17 protein-coding genes are annotated in these 17,243 nt (G+C 64.7%); 9 read left to right on the forward strand and 8 right to left on the reverse strand.

Features of this window, described 5'->3' with window-relative positions:
• Positions 1–23: 23 nt before the first annotated feature.
• Together Q9316_RS03975 and Q9316_RS03980 are read right to left on the reverse strand one after the other, a co-directional pair.
• Entirely contained in the window at positions 24–734 is a 711-nt protein-coding gene (locus tag Q9316_RS03975) for a L,D-transpeptidase (protein ID WP_306033951.1), read from the reverse strand.
• 196 nt (positions 735–930) lie between these two features.
• Positions 931–1,671 carry a L,D-transpeptidase gene (locus Q9316_RS03980; protein WP_306033952.1) on the reverse strand — a complete coding sequence of 247 codons (741 nt, stop codon included), beginning with the start codon at positions 1,669–1,671 and terminating at the stop codon, positions 931–933.
• Between the two features lie 217 nt (positions 1,672–1,888).
• Here Q9316_RS03980 and Q9316_RS03985 point away from each other — a divergent pair, with 217 nt between their 5' ends.
• Entirely contained in the window at positions 1,889–2,518 is a 630-nt protein-coding gene (locus Q9316_RS03985; RefSeq protein ID WP_306033953.1) for a DNA-3-methyladenine glycosylase I, read from the forward strand.
• Positions 2,519–2,675: 157 nt separating this feature from the next.
• Positions 2,676–2,894 carry a hypothetical protein gene (locus Q9316_RS03990; RefSeq protein WP_306033954.1) on the forward strand — a complete coding sequence of 73 codons (219 nt, stop codon included), beginning with the start codon at positions 2,676–2,678 and terminating at the stop codon, positions 2,892–2,894.
• Between the two features lie 40 nt (positions 2,895–2,934).
• On the opposite strand, the gene copM is transcribed toward Q9316_RS03990, so the two are convergent.
• From copM to Q9316_RS04005, 3 genes are all read right to left on the reverse strand, one after another.
• Positions 2,935–3,315, reverse strand: a complete 381-nt coding sequence (gene copM / locus Q9316_RS03995; RefSeq protein ID WP_306033955.1) for a CopM family metallochaperone — start codon at positions 3,313–3,315, stop codon at positions 2,935–2,937.
• Positions 3,316–3,384: 69 nt separating this feature from the next.
• Positions 3,385–3,723 carry a hypothetical protein gene (locus tag Q9316_RS04000; protein ID WP_306033956.1) on the reverse strand — a complete coding sequence of 113 codons (339 nt, stop codon included), beginning with the start codon at positions 3,721–3,723 and terminating at the stop codon, positions 3,385–3,387.
• A 21-nt stretch (positions 3,724–3,744) separates the two neighbouring features.
• On the reverse strand, positions 3,745–4,185 hold the full coding sequence (locus tag Q9316_RS04005; protein ID WP_306033957.1) for a hypothetical protein: 441 nt from the start codon (positions 4,183–4,185) through the stop codon (positions 3,745–3,747).
• Positions 4,186–4,438: 253 nt separating this feature from the next.
• Between Q9316_RS04005 and Q9316_RS04010 the strand changes: the two genes are divergently transcribed.
• From Q9316_RS04010 to Q9316_RS04040, 7 genes are all read left to right on the forward strand, one after another.
• A complete protein-coding gene (locus Q9316_RS04010; protein WP_306033958.1) occupies positions 4,439–5,074 on the forward strand; it encodes a helix-turn-helix domain-containing protein in 636 nt (211 codons plus the stop codon).
• Between the two features lie 84 nt (positions 5,075–5,158).
• The gene (gene hisS, locus Q9316_RS04015; RefSeq protein ID WP_306033959.1) at positions 5,159–6,673 is read left to right on the forward strand and encodes a histidine--tRNA ligase; all 1,515 of its coding nucleotides are present in this window, start codon (positions 5,159–5,161) and stop codon (positions 6,671–6,673) included.
• Positions 6,674–6,851: 178 nt separating this feature from the next.
• Positions 6,852–7,985 carry an ATP phosphoribosyltransferase regulatory subunit gene (locus Q9316_RS04020; RefSeq protein ID WP_306033960.1) on the forward strand — a complete coding sequence of 378 codons (1,134 nt, stop codon included), beginning with the start codon at positions 6,852–6,854 and terminating at the stop codon, positions 7,983–7,985.
• The gene (hisG, locus tag Q9316_RS04025) at positions 7,982–8,677 is read left to right on the forward strand and encodes an ATP phosphoribosyltransferase (protein WP_306033961.1); all 696 of its coding nucleotides are present in this window, start codon (positions 7,982–7,984) and stop codon (positions 8,675–8,677) included. The genes Q9316_RS04020 and hisG overlap by 4 nt, the downstream gene beginning before the upstream one ends.
• Before the next feature lie 282 nt (positions 8,678–8,959).
• Positions 8,960–9,667, forward strand: coding sequence for a glutathione binding-like protein (locus Q9316_RS04030; RefSeq protein WP_306033962.1), 708 nt, complete (start codon positions 8,960–8,962; stop codon positions 9,665–9,667).
• A 94-nt stretch (positions 9,668–9,761) separates the two neighbouring features.
• Entirely contained in the window at positions 9,762–10,979 is a 1,218-nt protein-coding gene (locus Q9316_RS04035; protein WP_306033963.1) for an NAD(P)/FAD-dependent oxidoreductase, read from the forward strand.
• Positions 10,980–11,166: 187 nt separating this feature from the next.
• On the forward strand, positions 11,167–13,968 hold the full coding sequence (locus Q9316_RS04040) for a bifunctional diguanylate cyclase/phosphodiesterase (RefSeq protein ID WP_306033964.1): 2,802 nt from the start codon (positions 11,167–11,169) through the stop codon (positions 13,966–13,968).
• A 45-nt stretch (positions 13,969–14,013) separates the two neighbouring features.
• Here the strand turns inward: Q9316_RS04040 and Q9316_RS04045 are convergent, their stop codons facing one another.
• The 3 genes from Q9316_RS04045 to groES form a co-directional block, all read right to left on the reverse strand.
• Positions 14,014–14,460: a hypothetical protein gene (locus tag Q9316_RS04045; RefSeq protein ID WP_306033965.1), complete on the reverse strand. Its 447-nt coding sequence runs from the start codon at positions 14,458–14,460 to the stop codon at positions 14,014–14,016.
• Positions 14,461–14,934: 474 nt separating this feature from the next.
• The gene (gene groL / locus Q9316_RS04050) at positions 14,935–16,575 is read right to left on the reverse strand and encodes a chaperonin GroEL (RefSeq protein ID WP_306033966.1); all 1,641 of its coding nucleotides are present in this window, start codon (positions 16,573–16,575) and stop codon (positions 14,935–14,937) included.
• Positions 16,576–16,631: 56 nt separating this feature from the next.
• Entirely contained in the window at positions 16,632–16,928 is a 297-nt protein-coding gene (gene groES / locus Q9316_RS04055) for a co-chaperone GroES (RefSeq protein WP_261002022.1), read from the reverse strand.
• Between the last annotated feature and the right edge of the window lie 315 nt (positions 16,929–17,243).

The raw sequence follows: 17,243 nt of genomic DNA on the forward strand, positions 1-17,243 counted from the left end.
TGCAGAGATGCGATGGTGTCGGCTCAGCCGCCGAAGCCGAACAGCGTGCCGAAGAAATCGACGCCGCGATCGTTGTAGCTGACGGCGCCCTGCCTGTTGCCGGGGCCGACCACGATGACCTTGGTGCCGATGTCGGCGCGGGCGTAGAGATGTTCCACGTCCTTGTTCATCATGCGGATGCAGCCCGACGACATGTTCTGGCCGATCGTCCAGGGCTGGTTCGTGCCGTGGATGCGGAAGATCGTGTCGCGGCCGCCCTTGAAGAGGTAGAGCGCGCGGGCGCCGAGCGGATTGTCCTCGCCGCCGGGCTGGACGACGGGCAGGATGCGGCCCTTCTTGGCCTCGCGCCGGCGCATTTCGGCCGGCGGCGTCCAGGTGGGCCATTCGGCCTTGCGCCCGACCTTCACCACGCCCGACCAGCCGAAGCCGTCGCGCCCGACGCCGATGCCGTAGCGCGTCGCCCTGTTCTTGCCCTCGACATAATAGAGGAACTTGTTGTTCGTATCGACGATGACGGTGCCCGGTTGCTGGTCGGTCACGAAGCGGACCTTGGTGCGCCTGAACTTCGCCGCGACCTGCTTCTTGCTCTGCGACTGCGCGACGAGCGTCACGTTGGAGGTCGTTTCGACCTGGCCGCCCTGCAGGGCGCCGGGAAAGGCGTTGGCCGACGTCGCCGGCATGATCGCCGTGGCGGCAACGGCCGCCGCGAGCAAGATCGATGCGTATTTCCGCATGGTATAGTCCCTCTCAATCCTCAATTCCGCGAGGCTAGCCGAGTCCTGAGCGATTTCAAGCCGGCCCACGGACAGTAGAACGATTGTGAGGGCGGATTTCTTCGGGGCGTTGCATTTCAGGCGACGGAAAAAGAACATCCCCGGCCATGCGAGCGGCCGGAGATGTTCAGTCAAGCCTGCGCTCGGCGCGGGTCCGTCAGATCACGATGACCTTGGTGCCGACCTTCACGCGCTCGTAGAGATCGACGACGTCCTCGTTGCGCATGCGGATGCAGCCGGAAGAGACGGCGTAGCCGATCGTCCAGGGCGCGTTCGTGCCGTGGATACGATAGAGCGTCGAGCCGAGATACATGGCGCGCGAGCCGAGCGGGTTCTCCGGGCCGCCGTCCATGAAGGCCGGCAGGTAGTGACCCTTGGCGGCCTCGCGCCGGATCATCTCCTTGGGCGGCGTCCAGCTCGGCCATTCCGCCTTGCGGGTGATCTTGTGCGCCCCGGCCCATTCGAAGCCCGGCTTGCCGACGCCGACGCCGTAGCGCCGCGCCTTGCCATCGCCGAGCACGAGATAGAGGAAGCGGTTGTTGGTGTCGATGACGATCGTGCCGGCCTTGTGCTCGCTGCCGTAGGAGACGATCTGCGGCAGGTATGTCGGGTCGAGCTTCGAGCGGACCGGGTTCTGCACGCGGCCCGTCACCGCCACCTGCTCGACGCGGGCCGCGCCCTCGCGGCGGATGACGCGGCGCTGCTGCACCTGCTGGCGCCGGATGATGCGGCGCGTGTTGACGGCTGGCTGCACGCCCTCGCCGGTGAGCTGCATCAGCCAGGGGGCGGTAAGGTCCGGGCTGACGATGACGGGCGGCCGGCTTCCGTACCGGTCGCTGGCATGGGCGGGGGCCGTGGTGGCCAGGATGGCTGCTGCAAGAAGGGTTCGTATCAACATCGGACGTACTCGCTACTGATCGTCGCCGGGCTGCGCCGCCAGATGGGAGAGACGGCGCCGGTTCGGGAAAATGCTTGCACCTTCCGATGAAGCGAATGGTAAACGGCGGTTCATTCGACTTGCACGATGCGGATAAAGCTTTGAGTAGGGTTATTGCCTGCTTTCCAAAGGTGGTTGATGAGTGGTAAAGCGGAACAAAATGGCAACGGAGACGGCAATGACGGAACGGGGATTGTTGGTTGGCGAGGATGGCCGGACGCGCTGCGCCTGGCACGGCGGGCTGGACGACTACCGCCGCTATCACGACGAGGAATGGGGCCATCCCGTCACCAGCGACCAGCGCCTTTTCGAGAAGATCTGCCTCGAAGGGTTCCAGTCGGGCCTGTCCTGGCTCACGATCCTGCGCAAGCGCGAAAGTTTTCGCGCCGCCTTCGCCGGCTTCGACTTCGACAAGGTGGCGACCTTCGGCGAGGAGGATATCGCCCGCTGTCTTGCCGATACCGGCATCGTGCGTCACCGCGGCAAGATCGTCTCGACGATCAACAATGCCCGCCGCGCGCAGGATCTGCGCGCCGAATTCGGCACGCTCGCCCGTTACTTCTGGAGCTTCGAGCCGAAGCCCGAGGAACGGCCGGCGCGGGTGGAATGGGACGTCATCGTCGCCAACCCGACGACATCGACCTCCGTGCGCCTGTCGAAGGACCTCAAGAAGCGCGGCTGGACCTTCGTCGGTCCCACCACGGTCTATGCTTTCATGCAGGCCATGGGCCTCGTCAACGACCATGTGGAAGGATGTTTTTGCCGCGCCGAAGTCGAGAACAAGAGAAATCTGCTCGCGCGGCCATGATTACTGCCGCAAGCCGGCAAACAGCTATTTGATTTTACAACGAATCATGTAGCCTAAGTTGAGCGGCAATTTCATACATCGGAAGTTCTGGGGTCGATCTGCGCGTGCGCAATCGCGATGTGCCGCTTTGTGCTGAATGATTTGGCATGGGGGAATCATGGCGCCAAACGCATCTGCAATCGAAGAATCTCGACTTGAACTCTGGGCCTGCGACAAGGCGCAGGAGATCATGCTGCGGGAAGGTTTCCGCCTGATCCGTTCGGCCCGCAGCGGCAGCAATATCGAAATTCGCGAGACGAGCCTGATGATGGCCCGGGCCATTGCGGCCTCGCTGGTCGAGGCTTCGTTCGCCCGCCAGCAGCCGGCCGGCGAGTAACCATGCAAGAAGGCCCGCCTCGCGGCGGGCCTTCCATGCGTTACTTGGCGTTCTTCGCCAGCCATTCTTCCATCATCTTGATCTCGCCCTCCTGGGCGGTGATGACGTCTTCGGCGAGCTTGCGGATCGCCGGGTCCTTGCCGTGCTCTAGTTCCACCTTCGCCATGTCGATTGCGCCCTGGTGATGGGCGATCATGCCGCGCACGAAGTCCACGTCGGCATTGCCGGTGAATGCGATGTCCATCGCCTTGTGCATCTTCGTATTGGCGTCGATGAAGGCCTGCGTGGAAGCGGCCTGGCCTTCGGCGGGGGCCTCCATCGTCATGCCCTGATGGCCGGAATGGTCGGCCTCCTGGGCGGCTGCGGGCAGGGTGAAGGCGAGCGTGAGGGCCGCGCCGAGAAACAACGTCTTTGCGTTCATTGGTTTTTCCAGTTCTGAATACGGTTGGGGCCGGGCGCCGGGCGCCCGGGATTTCACATCAAGCGTGGTTCAGGATCGGGGAGGGGGATCGAGCGGGGAGAGGGCAATGCCGGCAAGTGGCGGCGTTTCGGCCGAAAAACGGCTCGCGATGTCGAGCGCGCGGTTCATCGGTTCCAGCCGCACGGCCTCGATCGCGAAACAGGCGGAACAGGCGACGGGATGCGCTGCCGGTTTCGTCTTGCCGTGCTCGCTGCCGCCGTCTTCGCTTGCCGTCTGGTGCATGGCATGCATGCCGGCCGGCGAGGCGGCATGCAACGTCGCCGCGATCGCCGGCACCCAGCCGGAGAGAACGGCGCCCAGAATGGCGAGCACGAAGAGAATCTGCCTCATGGCGACAGAGATAGGCATTCGCCGCGCGGAAGGAAAGGGTCAGTTCAACCTGTCGCGTTTTGCCGAGGTCGTCTCGAGACAGAGGCGGGCGATCGCGAAGGTGCCCTGAATGATGCCGCCGGCCCCGTCCGCCGTCTCGGACTGGCCGAAGCAGAAGACCGGCCGGTAGAGGTCGGGTCCGGGCCGGATGGTGGTGGCGAAGCTGAAGGTGGTGGAGATCGTCGCCGCCTCTTCCAGCGCTAGCAGCACTTTCGGCCAGTCGGACGGCTCGTAAAGCTGGATGAGGTCCATGATGCCGCAGCGGGTTCCGGCAATGTCGTGCAGCCTGGCCGTCTCGGGGCCGAGCCGGAGCAGGCCGGTCGAAAGCTCCGCGCTCCATTCCTCGCAGACGAAGGCATCTTCAAGTTCATGGGGATCGATGCCGATGAGTTCGGCGACGGTGGAGAGGCGCGTGGCTGTGGTAATCGGTTTCAATGCCATTCGGTCGGTCCGCGAAGGTGCAGCCCGATGTCCGCAAGGACATGCGGTCGGCGACGGTTATGCACCAGCCCTATCGGCCGTCGCCTGCTGGAAAACGCCCACGGCATCCTTTGGCCGCTTGCCAAACGACAGGGATGGACGTTTACCTGTCCTTAAGGGTAGCCGACATCGAAAGCCGCCGGAAGCGGATCGACTGGTCGTTTACTCGACCGATGGGTGCGGAATTGCTTTTTGTCACGTTTAAGGGTTGAATTTGCCGGCTGTCGTCCTCACCACCGGCCATGATCTGGTCGATCAGCTTCGAGCCTACCGCCTCAAGGTGGGCCTGACCCAGGACGACATCGCCTGGAAGCTCGGCTTTGCGTCAACCACCGTCTCGCGCTGGGAGCGCGGCATCGCCGTGCCGGATCTGCGCGCGACGGGCGCCATCGTCGATTTCCTGCGCCGCGCCGACGCGCAGACCGAGCGCCGCCTGCTGAAGGCCATCCTCGCCGCGCGCGACAGCCGCAATCTGTGGGAGGGCCGCGACATCCGCTATCTCGGCGGTTCGCAGCAGGAATACCGCGAGAGCCCGGAAATGCGCGCCGTCGTCGGCACGAGCATCCGCCGCTACCTGACCGGCCACTATCGCGACTGCTTGGAGGACCGGGCGCTGGTCGCCAGCCTCTATGCCCGCGACATCGCCAGCATCGAGATCTACGGCGGTACGGCGCTTTCGGTGACGTCCATCCCGGCGGGCCATGTGCAGATGAAGCGGCTTTGCTTCCAGTCGGAGATGCGCGGCATCATCCGCGGCGATACCCATTCAGTCCTCATTCCCGAGGCCCAGGCGCCCGTCTCCTCCGCCGTCATCGTGCACAGTTGGGACGGCCTGTTGCGCCGGCCTTGATGCGGGGCGCCTCTGCCCTTGCCGCTGCCCGTCCAATCCGCTAGGGAAACCGGCAACAGAAATACAGGATTTTCGGGTATCCCGATGAGCGAAAAGCAGAAAAAACCGCAGAAGCTGAGAGCCCGCCTGCCGCGCGGCTTCGTCGATCGCGATGCCGCGGACATCCGCGCCGTCAATGAGATGACCGCGAAGATCCGCGAGGTCTACGAGCATTACGGCTTCGATCCGGTCGAAACCCCGCTCTTCGAATATACCGACGCGCTCGGCAAGTTCCTGCCCGACAGCGACCGCCCCAACGAGGGCGTCTTCTCGCTGCAGGACGACGACGAGCAATGGATGTCGCTGCGCTACGACCTGACGGCGCCGCTCGCCCGCCATGTCGCGGAAAACTTCAACGAGATCCAGCTTCCCTACCGCACCTATCGCGCCGGCTACGTCTTCCGCAACGAGAAGCCGGGCCCGGGCCGCTTCCGCCAGTTCATGCAGTTCGATGCCGATACGGTCGGCGCGGCGGGCGTGCAGGCGGATGCCGAGATGTGCATGATGATGGCCGACACGATGGAAGCCCTAGGCATCCAGCGCGGCGACTACGTCATCCGCGTCAACAACCGCAAGGTCCTCGACGGCGTGATGGAGGCGATCGGCCTTGGCGGCGAGGAGAAGGCGGGCGCCCGCCTTACGGTGCTGCGCGCCATCGACAAGCTCGACAAGTTCGGCCCCGAGGGCGTGACGCTCCTGCTCGGCCCCGGCCGCAAGGACGAATCCGGCGACTTCACCAAGGGCGCCGGTCTTGCCGCCGACCAGATCGAGAAAATCCTCTTCTTCGTCGGCATCAAGGACTATGCGGCAAGCGCCGCCGACCTTGCCAAGCTGGTCGAGGGCAGTGCCCGCGGCGGCGAGGGCGTCGAGGAGCTGAACCAGATCGGCCACCTGATCGCCTCGGCCGGCTACGGCCCGGATCGTATCAAGATCGACCCGTCGGTCGTGCGTGGCCTTGAATATTACACCGGGCCCGTCTTCGAGGCCGAATTGCAGTTCGCCGTCACCAACGAGAAGGGCGAGAAGGTCGTCTTCGGCTCGGTCGGCGGCGGCGGGCGTTATGACGGCCTCGTCTCGCGCTTCATGGGCCAGCCGGTGCCGGCGACGGGCTTTTCCATCGGCGTCTCGCGCCTGATGACGGCGCTGAAGAACCTCGGCAAGCTCGGGCAGGACGAGGTTCTGGCGCCGGTGCTCGTCACCGTCATGGACGGCGATGTCGAGAGCATGGGCCGCTACCAGCGCTTCACGCAGGCGCTGCGCGCCGCCGGCATCCGCGCCGAGATGTACCAGGGCAACTGGAAGAAGTTCGGCAACCAGCTGAAATATGCCGACCGCCGCAACGCGCCCGTCGCCATCATCCAGGGCGGCGACGAGCGCGCCGAAGGCCTCGTGCAGATCAAGGACCTGATCGAGGGCAAGCGCCTTTCCGGTGAGATCGAGGACAACACCACCTGGCGCGAGGCGCGCGTGGCGCAGGTCTCCGTGCCGGAGGCCGACCTCGTCGCCAAGGTCCGCGAGATTCTCGACGCGCAGGCCGAAGACCGGGCGCGGCAGGGGTGATGGGCGTGTCGGTTCACCCCCCTCTGGCCTGCCGGCCATCTCCCCCTCAAGGGGGGAGATCGGCAAGATGCTCTGGCATCGTACTTTTTGCATCGTTCCGGAGGAGCGAAACGCTGCCTCATGCGATCTCCCCCCTTGAGGGGGAGATGGCCGGCAGGCCAGAGGGGGGTATCACGCCATGCCCCTGATCAATCTTCCCGCCTTCGCGCCCGATCTCGTCGCCGACCTTGAAAGGCTCGGCACGGAGCGCGTCGATACGCCGGTCATCCAGCCGGCCGATCCCTTCCTCGACATGGCGGGCGAGGACCTGCGCCGACGCATCTTCATGACGGAGAGCGAGACCGGCAAGAGCCTGTGCCTGCGCCCCGAATTCACCATTCCCGTCTGCCTGCGCCACATCGAGACGGCGACCGGCACGCCGAAGCGCTATGCCTATCTCGGCGAGGTGTTCCGCCAGCGCCGCGAGGGCTCGAACGAGTTCTACCAGGCCGGCATCGAGGACCTCGGCGAGCCGGATGTCGCCCGCGCCGATGCGCGCGCCGTCTGTGATGCCCTCGACGTGCTGGCCCGGCGCCTGCCCGGCACGACGCTCTCGACCGTTCTCGGCGACCAGGCGATCTTCGAGGCGGTGGTCGCGGCCTGCGGCCTGCCGGCCGGCTGGCAGAAGCGGCTGGTCCACGCCTTCGGCAATCAGGCGCAGCTGCAGAAGCTGATGGCCGACCTTTCCGATCCCACGCCATCGGGCGTCTTCGGCCCGGAGGTCGATCGCCTCGCCATTCTCGGCAAGCTCGACGACGAGGCGACGCTGATCGCCCATATCGACGAGACCATGGAAGCGACCGGCTATTCCACCAATGCCAGCCGCAGCCCGGCCGACATCGCAAGGCGCCTGCGCGAGAAGATGGAGCTCGCCAACACGCGGCTCGACAGCCGCACGCTCGCGCTGCTGAGGGAATTCCTGGCGCTGGAAGTGGACCTTGCCGAAGCGCCGCAGGCGCTTGCCGCCTTTGCCGGAAAGGCGGGTCTTGTGCTCGGCGAGGCGCTTGTCCGCTTTGAAAGCCGCGTTATGGCCCTGCGCGAGGCCGGCGTCGATCCCGCCGGCATCACCTATCGCGCCGCCTTCGGCCGCCCGCTCGATTATTATACCGGCCTCGTCTTCGAGGTCGGCCCGGCCGGCGACGCGCTGGTGCTCGCCGGCGGCGGCCGGTTCGACCGGCTGCTGACGCTGCTCGGCGCGAAGGAGCGCATCCCGGCCGTCGGCTTCTCGCTCTGGCTCGACCGTATCGCGAGCGTGAAGGGAGGCGCCGCATGACCATCACCATCGGCCTGCCCTCCAAGGGCCGCATGAAGGAGGACAGCTCCGCCGTGCTCGCCCGCGCCGGCTTCACCGTCACCGCCGTGGGCAACGACCGCTCGTATCGCGGCCGCGTCGAGGGCCGCGACGATATCGAGATCGCCTTCCTCTCCGCCTCCGAAATCTCCCGCGAGATCGCGGCCGGCACCGTCGATTTCGGCGTGACCGGCGAGGACCTCGTGCGCGAGGGGCTGGCGGAGGCCGATGCCCGCGTCGAATTCTGCGCCCGCCTCGGCTTCGGCCATGCGGATGTCGTCGTCGCCGTGCCGGAAATCTGGCTCGACGTCGACACGATGGCCGATCTCGGCGACGTCGCCGCCGATTTCCGCGCCCGTCACGGCCGCCGGCTCACCATCGCCACCAAATACTGGCGGCTGACCCAGCAGTTCTTCTCCGGCAATCACGGCATCCAGCTCTACCGCATCGTCGAAAGCCTCGGCGCCACGGAAGGCGCGCCGGCCTCCGGCTCGGCCGACATCATCGTCGACATCACCTCGACCGGCTCGACGCTCGTCGCCAATCACCTGAAGATTCTGACCGACGGCGTGATCCTGAAGTCGGAAGCCTGCCTCGTGCGCGCCCGCAAGCCGGAACACGAGGGCAACCCGGTGGTGGCGGAGGTGATCGCGGCGGTGCGCGGGGCACTTTGAATGATGGAGTGATCGCCGTCTTGGCGTGCCGCACCCCCCTCTGCCCTGCCGGGCATCTCCCCCTCAAGGGGGGAGATTGGATGGGGCACTGTCTTGCCCCGCTTTGACCTCGCCATGTGAATGACGTCGTCGCCTTTTGCCGATCTCCCCCCTTGAGGGGGAGATGCCCGGCAGGGCAGAGGGGGGCTTGGGATGCCATCCCCGACCGGAAATTTCCGCTCTCACCCTGACATCGCCCGGCGACCTGTCCTATCTATGAACTCCCACCCGCAAGGAGCCCTCATGTCAGACCTGTCGTCCTTCCCCATCACCAAGAAGTGGCCCGCAAAGAACCCCGGCATCATCCAGCTCTATTCGCTGCCGACGCCGAACGGCGTGAAGGTGTCGATCGCGCTGGAGGAGCTCGGCCTTGCCTATGAGCCGCATCGCATCGAATTCGGCCCCGACGGCGTGAAGTCCGCCGACTTCATCTCGCTCAATCCCAATGGGCGCATTCCCGCGATCGTCGATCCGGATGGCCCCGGCGGCAAGCCGATCGGCCTCTTCGAGTCCGGCGCGATCCTCGTCTATCTCGCGGAAAAGACCGGCAAGCTGATCCCGGCCGATCCTGCCGGGCGTTATGAAACCCTATGCTGGGTGATGTTCCAGATGGGTGGCATCGGGCCGATGTTCGGCCAGTTCGGCCACTTCCACAAGTTCGCCGCCGACAAGGTCGCCAACAATTCCTATCCCGTGGAGCGTTACCGGGACGAGTCCAAGCGCCTGCTCTCCGTTTTGGAAGAGCGCCTGAAGGACCGCCAGTGGATCATGGGCGACGAATACACCATCGCCGACATCACGACCTTTCCCTGGGTGCGCGGCGCGGATGTCTTCTATGGCGGCCGCGAGGCACTGGACTATGCGGGCTTCCCCGCCGTCATGGCCTGGCTGGAGCGCTGCCTTGCCCGCCCGGCCACGCAGAAGGGCCTTGAAATCCCTGCAAACTCCTGACGCAAACGAAAAATCCGGCGGCGCGGCGGCGCGTTGACGCCGCCCGCCGGGCCGCGCTACCTCTAGGACAAGACAAAGACAGGGACGGGACATCGTGACGGGAAGACTGGTTGTTGTGGGCGGCGGTCAGGCGGCATTTGCCCTCGTTGCCAAATTGCGCGCGCTGAAGGACGAGCGGCCGATCACCATTCTCGCCGCCGAGGCGAGCCACCCCTACCAGCGCCCGCCGCTGTCCAAGAAATACCTGCTCGGCGAGGCCGACCTCGAACGCCTCAAGTTCCGCCCGGAAAGCTGGTATCCGGACAACAATGTCGAGATCCGCCTGTCGAGCGAGGTGACATCCATCGACCGCGCGGCCAAGACCGTCACGCTCGATGACGGTTCGACGCTGCATTACGGCGTGCTGGCGCTTGCCACCGGCGCGACGCCGCGCCGCCTGCCGGCCGAGATCGGCGGCGACCTCGACGGCGTCTTCACCGTGCGCGATTATCGCGACGCCGACCGCCTCGGCCTCGAAATGCAGGAAGGCCGGCGGGCGCTCGTCGTCGGCGGCGGCTATATCGGCCTCGAAGCGGCCGCCGTCGCGCGGGGCAGGGGGCTGCATGTGACCGTCATCGAGATGGCCGACCGCATCCTCGCCCGCGTCGCCTCGCCGGCGACGGCGACCATCCTCAAGGCGATCCACAATGCCCGCGGCGTCGACGTGCGCGAGAAGACCGGCCTCGTGCGCCTCGTCGGCGAGAACGGCCGCGTGACCGGGGCGGAACTCACCGACGGTTTCGTGCTGCCCGTCGACGTGGTGATCGCCGGCATCGGCGTGACCGCCAACGACCGGCTCGCCCGCGAGGCCGGCCTCGAAGTGGCGAACGGCATCGTCGTCGATGCCCATGCCCGCACCTCCGATCCCGCGATCTTCGCCATGGGCGACTGCGCGGTCCTTCCTTTCGAGGGAAACAGGGTGCGGCTCGAATCCGTGCAGAACGCCGTCGACCAGGCCGAGGCCGCGGCGGCCGTCATCGCCGGCGGCGAAGCGCCCTATGAGCCGAAGCCGTGGTTCTGGTCCGACCAGTACGACGTGAAGTTGCAGATCGCCGGCTTCTGCATGGGCTTCGACGATACGTTCGTGCGCCCCGGCCAGCGCGAGGGCGCCGTCTCCGTCTGGTATTTCCGGCAGGGCCGGTTGATCGCGGTCGATGCGATCAACGACGCCAAGGCCTATGTGGTCGGCAAGAAGCTGATCGAGATGGGTCGCACGCCGGACCGCGCGGCTCTGGAAGACCCGGCGGCGGACCTCAAGGCGCTGACGCTCTGAGAGCGCGGAAATCCTGAAAGTTGAGTTCCGGTTTGGGCGCTGAATGGACCGGTTGTGATGGTTGCCTCTTTGTTAAGTATGACTAACGAAGACCTAGCCAGATTTAGCCGCGCTTTTTCCAATTCACTGATTTTTTAGGGTTATCCGGCTCATTGAGGTCAACTTGCCTCCCACCCGGTGTCCCTCAATGGTTCGCATCCTCACCTGCATCGTCGTCGAGCATGATCTTCGCCTTGTCCTGCTTGCGGCGCTCATCTGCTTCCTGTCCTGCTATGTGGCGGTGACGCTGGCGCAAAGGGCGTGTGCGGCAGGGGGGACGGCGCGCAATCTCTGGCTGGGCGCGGCCGGCACGTCGAGCGGCTTCGGAATCTGGGCGACGCATTTCATCGCCATGCTCGCCTACGATCCCGGCATGGTCATGGGCTACGACATGAAACTGACGCTCGTCTCGCTCGGCGTCGCCATCGTGGTGACGACGATCGGCCTTGCGCTCGCCACCTATGTCGCGGGCCGCAGCGCCGTCGTGGCGGGCGGCCTCATCATCGGCGCCGGCATCACCTCCATGCACTATATCGGCATGTCCGCCGTGGAACTGCCGGGCACGATCCACTGGGACGCCGCCTATGTCGCGGCGTCCGTCGCCTGCGCGGGCCTTTTCGGTGCGCTGGCGCTCCTCGCCTGCATGCGTCCGCAGCCCCGGATGCGCGACCGGGCGCTGGCCACGGTGCTGATGGCGCTCGGCGTGGTCTCCCTGCATTTCACCGCGATGGCCGCCGTGACGATCGAACCGGGCCTTATGCCGGTGAGCGATGATACGCTGATTTCGACGGGCCTGATGGTGCCGCTGATCGCGGTCGTCGCCTTCTCGCTGCTGTTCACCGGCCTGACGGCGGCGGTTTTCGCGCGCCAGGCCGAGTTTGCCGCGAGCGAGAGCACCCGCCAGTTCGCCATGCTCGTGCAGGGCGTCAAGGACTACGCGATCTACATGCTCGATCTGGACGGCCGCGTCGCCAACTGGAACGAGGGCGCCGAGCGCCATAAGGGCTACAAGGCGCACGAGATCGTCGGCCGGCATTTCTCGCAATTCTACAGCGAGGAGGACCGCACGGCAGGCCTGCCCGACCGGGCTTTGAAGATCGCCCGCGAGGAAGGCAAGTACGAGAACGAGGGCTGGCGCTACCGCAAGGACGGCTCGCGCTTCTGGGCAAACGTGGTGCTCGATCCGATCCACGACGCCGGCGGCATGCTGGTAGGCTATGCGAAGATCACCAAGGATGTAACCGAGGAAAAGGTCAATGCCGACCGGCTGGCCGAAGTGACGAAGAACCTCGATCTCGCCCTTGAGAACATGTCGCAGGGCCTCTGCCTGTTCGACAAGGACGAACGCCTGTTGATCGCCAACAAGCGCTACAGCGAGATCTTCGGTTTTCCGGAAGGCCGTATCCGGCCCGGCATGAGCCTGCGCGAGATCGTCGAACAGGGCGTTGCCGACATCTATGCCGCCGATGCCGATATCTGGCAGACGAAGGCGCGCGACGTCTATGCGCGCCGCCGCGCCGCAATCCAGGCGAACGACGGCGGAGCGATCGTCGAGCGGCTGCCGAGCGGGGTTTCGGTACAGCTGCGCTACCGCACGCTGCCGGACGGCGCCTGGGTCGCGACCTATGAGGACGTGTCGGAGCGTCTGCGTTCGGAGGAGCAGATCTCCTTCCTCGCCCGCCACGACAGCCTGACGGGCCTGCCAAACCGGGCGAGCTTCAACCACCGGCTCGAAACCGATCTCGACGCCGCGTTGCGCTCGGGCGGCAAGGTCGCGGCGATCGGCATCGACCTCGACAAGTTCAAGGAAATCAACGACACGCGCGGCCATGCGGCCGGCGACGAGGTGCTCGTCACGCTTTCCAGGCGCATGCAGGCCTGCCTTCAGGCGGACGAGACGATCGCCCGTTTCGGCGGCGACGAATTCGCGGCGGCAAAACGCTTCGAGGACATGTCCGATCTCACCGACTTCATCCAGCGCCTCGAAACCTGCCTCAACGAGGAAATCCGCATCGACGGCTACGATATAAAGCCGGGTGCGAGCCTCGGCGTGGCCATCTATCCGCAGGATGCCGACAATATCGAAGCCCTGCTCAACAATGCCGACCTTGCCATGTATCGCGCCAAGGATGCGCTGACGCAGACCGTCTGCTTCTACGAGGTTTCCATGGACGAAGCCGCCCGCAGCCGCCGCCTCATCGCGAACGACCTGTGGCAGGCCGTGGAGCGCAACGAACTGCAATTGCACTATCAGGTCCAGAAGGCCGTCCACACCGGCGAGACCGTCGGCTATGAAGTGCTGCTGCGCTGGCATCATGCGGTACGCGGCACCATTCCGCCGGGCGAGTTCATCCCGATCGCGGAAGAGTGCGGCGCCATCCTGCCGATCGGCGAGTGGGTGCTGCGCGAGGCCTGCCGCGAGGCGGCGACCTGGGACAACGACCACAAGATCGCCGTCAACCTGTCGCCGGTCCAGCTCGGCAATGCCGACGTCGCGGACCTCGTGCACCGGGTCCTCCAGGAAACCGGCCTCAGCCCGCACCGCCTCGAGCTGGAAATCACCGAATCGACGATCATCGGCGACAAGGAGCGCGCGCTGAACACGCTGCGCAGCATCAAGGCCTTCGGCGTCACCATCGCCATCGACGATTTCGGCACCGGCTATTCCTCGCTCGAAACCCTGCGCGCCTTCCCCTTCGACAAGATCAAGCTCGACCGCAGCTTCATGAACGAGGTGGAGGCGAGCCCGCAGGCGAAGGCCATCGTCCGCGCCATCCTGGCGCTCGGCCAGACGCTGCGCGTGCCGGTGCTGGCCGAAGGCGTGGAAACGCGCAGCCAGCTCGATATCCTTCTCGACGAGGGCTGCGACGAGGCGCAGGGCTATTTCCTGGGACGGCCGGTTCCCGTCGAGCGCATCCGGGTCGGCGAGGAGAAGAACAAGGCGGCCTGACGTCGTGAAACGACCTTCTGCCCTGCCGGGCAAAGGGGGGCTTCTCTACTGCCGCTTGAAGCGGCGTCCCGCCAGATCGATCTGGAAGCGCGGGAAGATGAAGACGCCGATGATCGTGCCGGCATATTTCTCTTCCAGGCCGGTCGATTCGCCCACGCAGAACACCGGCTGGCGCGGCGCGCCGTCGAGGTGGATGGTCGTCGAGAAGCAGAAGGACGATGAGGAGGAGGCCGCCTGCTCGAAGAGCTCCAGCACGCGCGCGCGATCGAGCGGCTCATAGCAGCGGATGAGGTTCAGCAGGCCGCAGGTGCGCTGCGGCAGGCCATGCGCCTGCATCGCCTTGTCCCCGAGCATGAAGAGCCCGTTGGAAAGGTCGCCGGTCCAGCGCTCCGTCACGCAATACTGCGTCAGCAGCTCGTTGTCGCTCTCGTCGAAGTCCATCGAACCCGGCAGGAAGGGCGAGGAGAGATCGGTCTTGATTATCTTGAACACCTACGACCCCAGGGCAGTTGCTCGAATTGGATCCGCACGCCCCGCCTTTGGGGGTGCGACACGCTAAAAAGCAGCGCTGGCTGACTCCCCCGAAGCCGGCCGAACCACTTTCTCATGTACTGAACTGCGTCCGGCTCCTACGGTGTGTATCGGATCGGACGTACGCGCAAAAACCGCCGCTGGCTCTCCGTCAGAGCCTTCCGGCGGTTCTCATGGGACTCAAGGGTTCCGTCAGCACACCGACTGTCATCGAAAGCAGGCACTGAACCCCGGGTGAATCTTAAAGTTCACTTGGAGCGCTTTTATAGTGCGTTTTGAATGCCATCAACGGCTTTTTGATAATTATTGTACAAATGGAAAAAATCTTTTCACGGTAACGATACAGGTGCCGCCGCGCCGCAAAACAGAAAGGGCGGCCCGAAGACCGCCCTTTCCGAACTGAACCGGATGGCTCAGACATAAGACCCGAAGGTCTTACATCATGTCCATGCCGCCCATGCCGCCCATGCCGCCGGGCATGCCGCCCGGTGCATCCTTCTTCGGCAGTTCGGCGATCATGGCTTCCGTCGTGATCAGCAGCGAGGCAACCGAAGCGGCGTTCTGCAGGGCGGTGCGGACAACCTTGACCGGGTCGACGATGCCGAGGGCGATGAGGTCGCCGTATTCGCCGGTCTGGGCGTTGTAGCCGTAGTTGTCTTCGTTCTTGTCGAGGATCTTGCCGACGACGATCGAAGCTTCGTCACCTGCGTTTTCCGCGATCTGGCGAACGAGGGCCTGGAGGGCGCGGCGGATGATGTTGATGCCGGCTTCCTGGTCGTCGTTTTCGCCCTTGGCGGCGATCTTCGTGGAAGAGCGGAGCAGGGCTACGCCGCCGCCCGGTACGATGCCTTCCTGAACGGCAGCGCGCGTCGCGTTGAGGGCGTCGTCGATGCGGTCCTTCTTTTCCTTCACTTCGACTTCCGTCGAGCCGCCGACGCGGATGACGGCAACGCCGCCAGCGAGCTTGGCCAGGCGCTCCTGGAGCTTCTCGCGGTCGTAGTCGGAGGTGGTTTCTTCGATCTGGGCCTTGATCTGCGCGACGCGGCCTTCGATTTCAGCCTTCTGGCCGGCACCGTCGACGATCGTCGTGTTTTCCTTGGAGATCGAAACCTTCTTCGCACGGCCGAGCATGTCGAGCGTGACGTTTTCGAGCTTGATGCCGACGTCTTCGGAGATCACCGTGCCGCCCGACAGGATGGCGATGTCTTCGAGCATGGCCTTGCGGCGGTCGCCGAAGCCCGGAGCCTTGACGGCAGCGATCTTGAGGCCGCCACGCAGCTTGTTGACGACGAGCGTCGCGAGGGCTTCGCCTTCGACGTCTTCAGCGACGATGACCAGCGGCTTGCCGGTCTGGACGACGGCTTCGAGAACCGGGAGCATCGCCTGCAGGTTCGAGAGCTTCTTCTCGTGGAGGAGAATGTAGGCGTCTTCGAGGTCGGCGACCATCTTTTCCGGGTTGGTCACGAAGTAGGGCGACAGGTAGCCGCGGTCGAACTGCATGCCTTCGACGACTTCGAGTTCGGTTTCGGCGGTCTTGGCTTCTTCAACCGTGATGACGCCTTCGTTGCCGACCTTCTGCATGGCTTCGGCAATGTCGAGGCCGATCTGCTTCTCGCCATTGGCGGAGATCGTGCCGACCTGGGCGACTTCTTCCGACGTGTTGATCTTCTTGGCCTTGGCCTGGAGATCCTTGACGACTTCCGCGACGGCGAGATCGATACCGCGCTTCAGGTCCATCGGGTTCATGCCGGCTGCAACGGCCTTGGCGCCTTCGCGAACGATGGCCTGGGCAAGAACGGTTGCGGTCGTGGTGCCGTCGCCGGCGATGTCGTTGGTCTTGGAAGCGACTTCGCGAACGAGCTGGGCGCCCATGTTCTCGAACTTGTCTTCCAGTTCGATTTCCTTGGCGACGGAAACGCCGTCCTTGGTGATGCGCGGAGCGCCGAAGGACTTGTCGATGACGACGTTACGACCCTTCGGGCCGAGCGTTACCTTGACGGCGTCTGCGAGGACGTCGACGCCACGCAGCATCTTTTCGCGCGCGGTGCGGCCGAATTTGACTTCTTTGGCTGCCATTGTGTGAACTCCTGAATGAGGTATCAGCGAATTTCGAAAGGAACGTTACCGGCAGATCAGCCGATGATGCCCATGATGTCGGCTTCCTTCATGATCAGAAGGTCTTCGCCGTCGAGCTTGACTTCGGTGCCCGACCACTTGCCGAACAGAACGCGGTCGCCAGCCTTGACGTCGAGCGCGATGACCTTGCCGGATTCATCGCGGGCGCCGGAACCGACGGCGACGACTTCGCCTTCCTGCGGCTTTTCCTTGGCGGTGTCCGGAATGATGATGCCGCCCTTGGTCTTGGCTTCGGATTCGACGCGACGAACGACGACGCGGTCATGAAGCGGGCGGAAGGTGGTGCTTGCCATTGTCTTATCCCTCGATCAAATGACACTGCGGATCGTGAACGGATCCGCCGGATTGATGTTAGCACTCTCCGTTTGTGAGTGCTAGCGATGCCGAGATAGGCGGCGGCGGCTTATGAGTCAAGAACGGCGCCCCTAAATTATTTCGGCCGGAATGGTTACCGCTGCCGCCAGATGGGAGCGATATCCCACGGCATCAAGGCAGCCCGATGAAATTTCGTCCGTTTCCCTGTGGATGGGGCAAAATTGCGGGGAGAGGCTTGTTTTCTTGGCGTCGCTTTGCAATGTCGTCCGGCTTATCTCGATACGGAAACCGTT

Source organism: Shinella zoogloeoides, assembly GCF_030733845.1.
GTDB lineage: Bacteria > Pseudomonadota > Alphaproteobacteria > Rhizobiales > Rhizobiaceae > Shinella > Shinella zoogloeoides_C.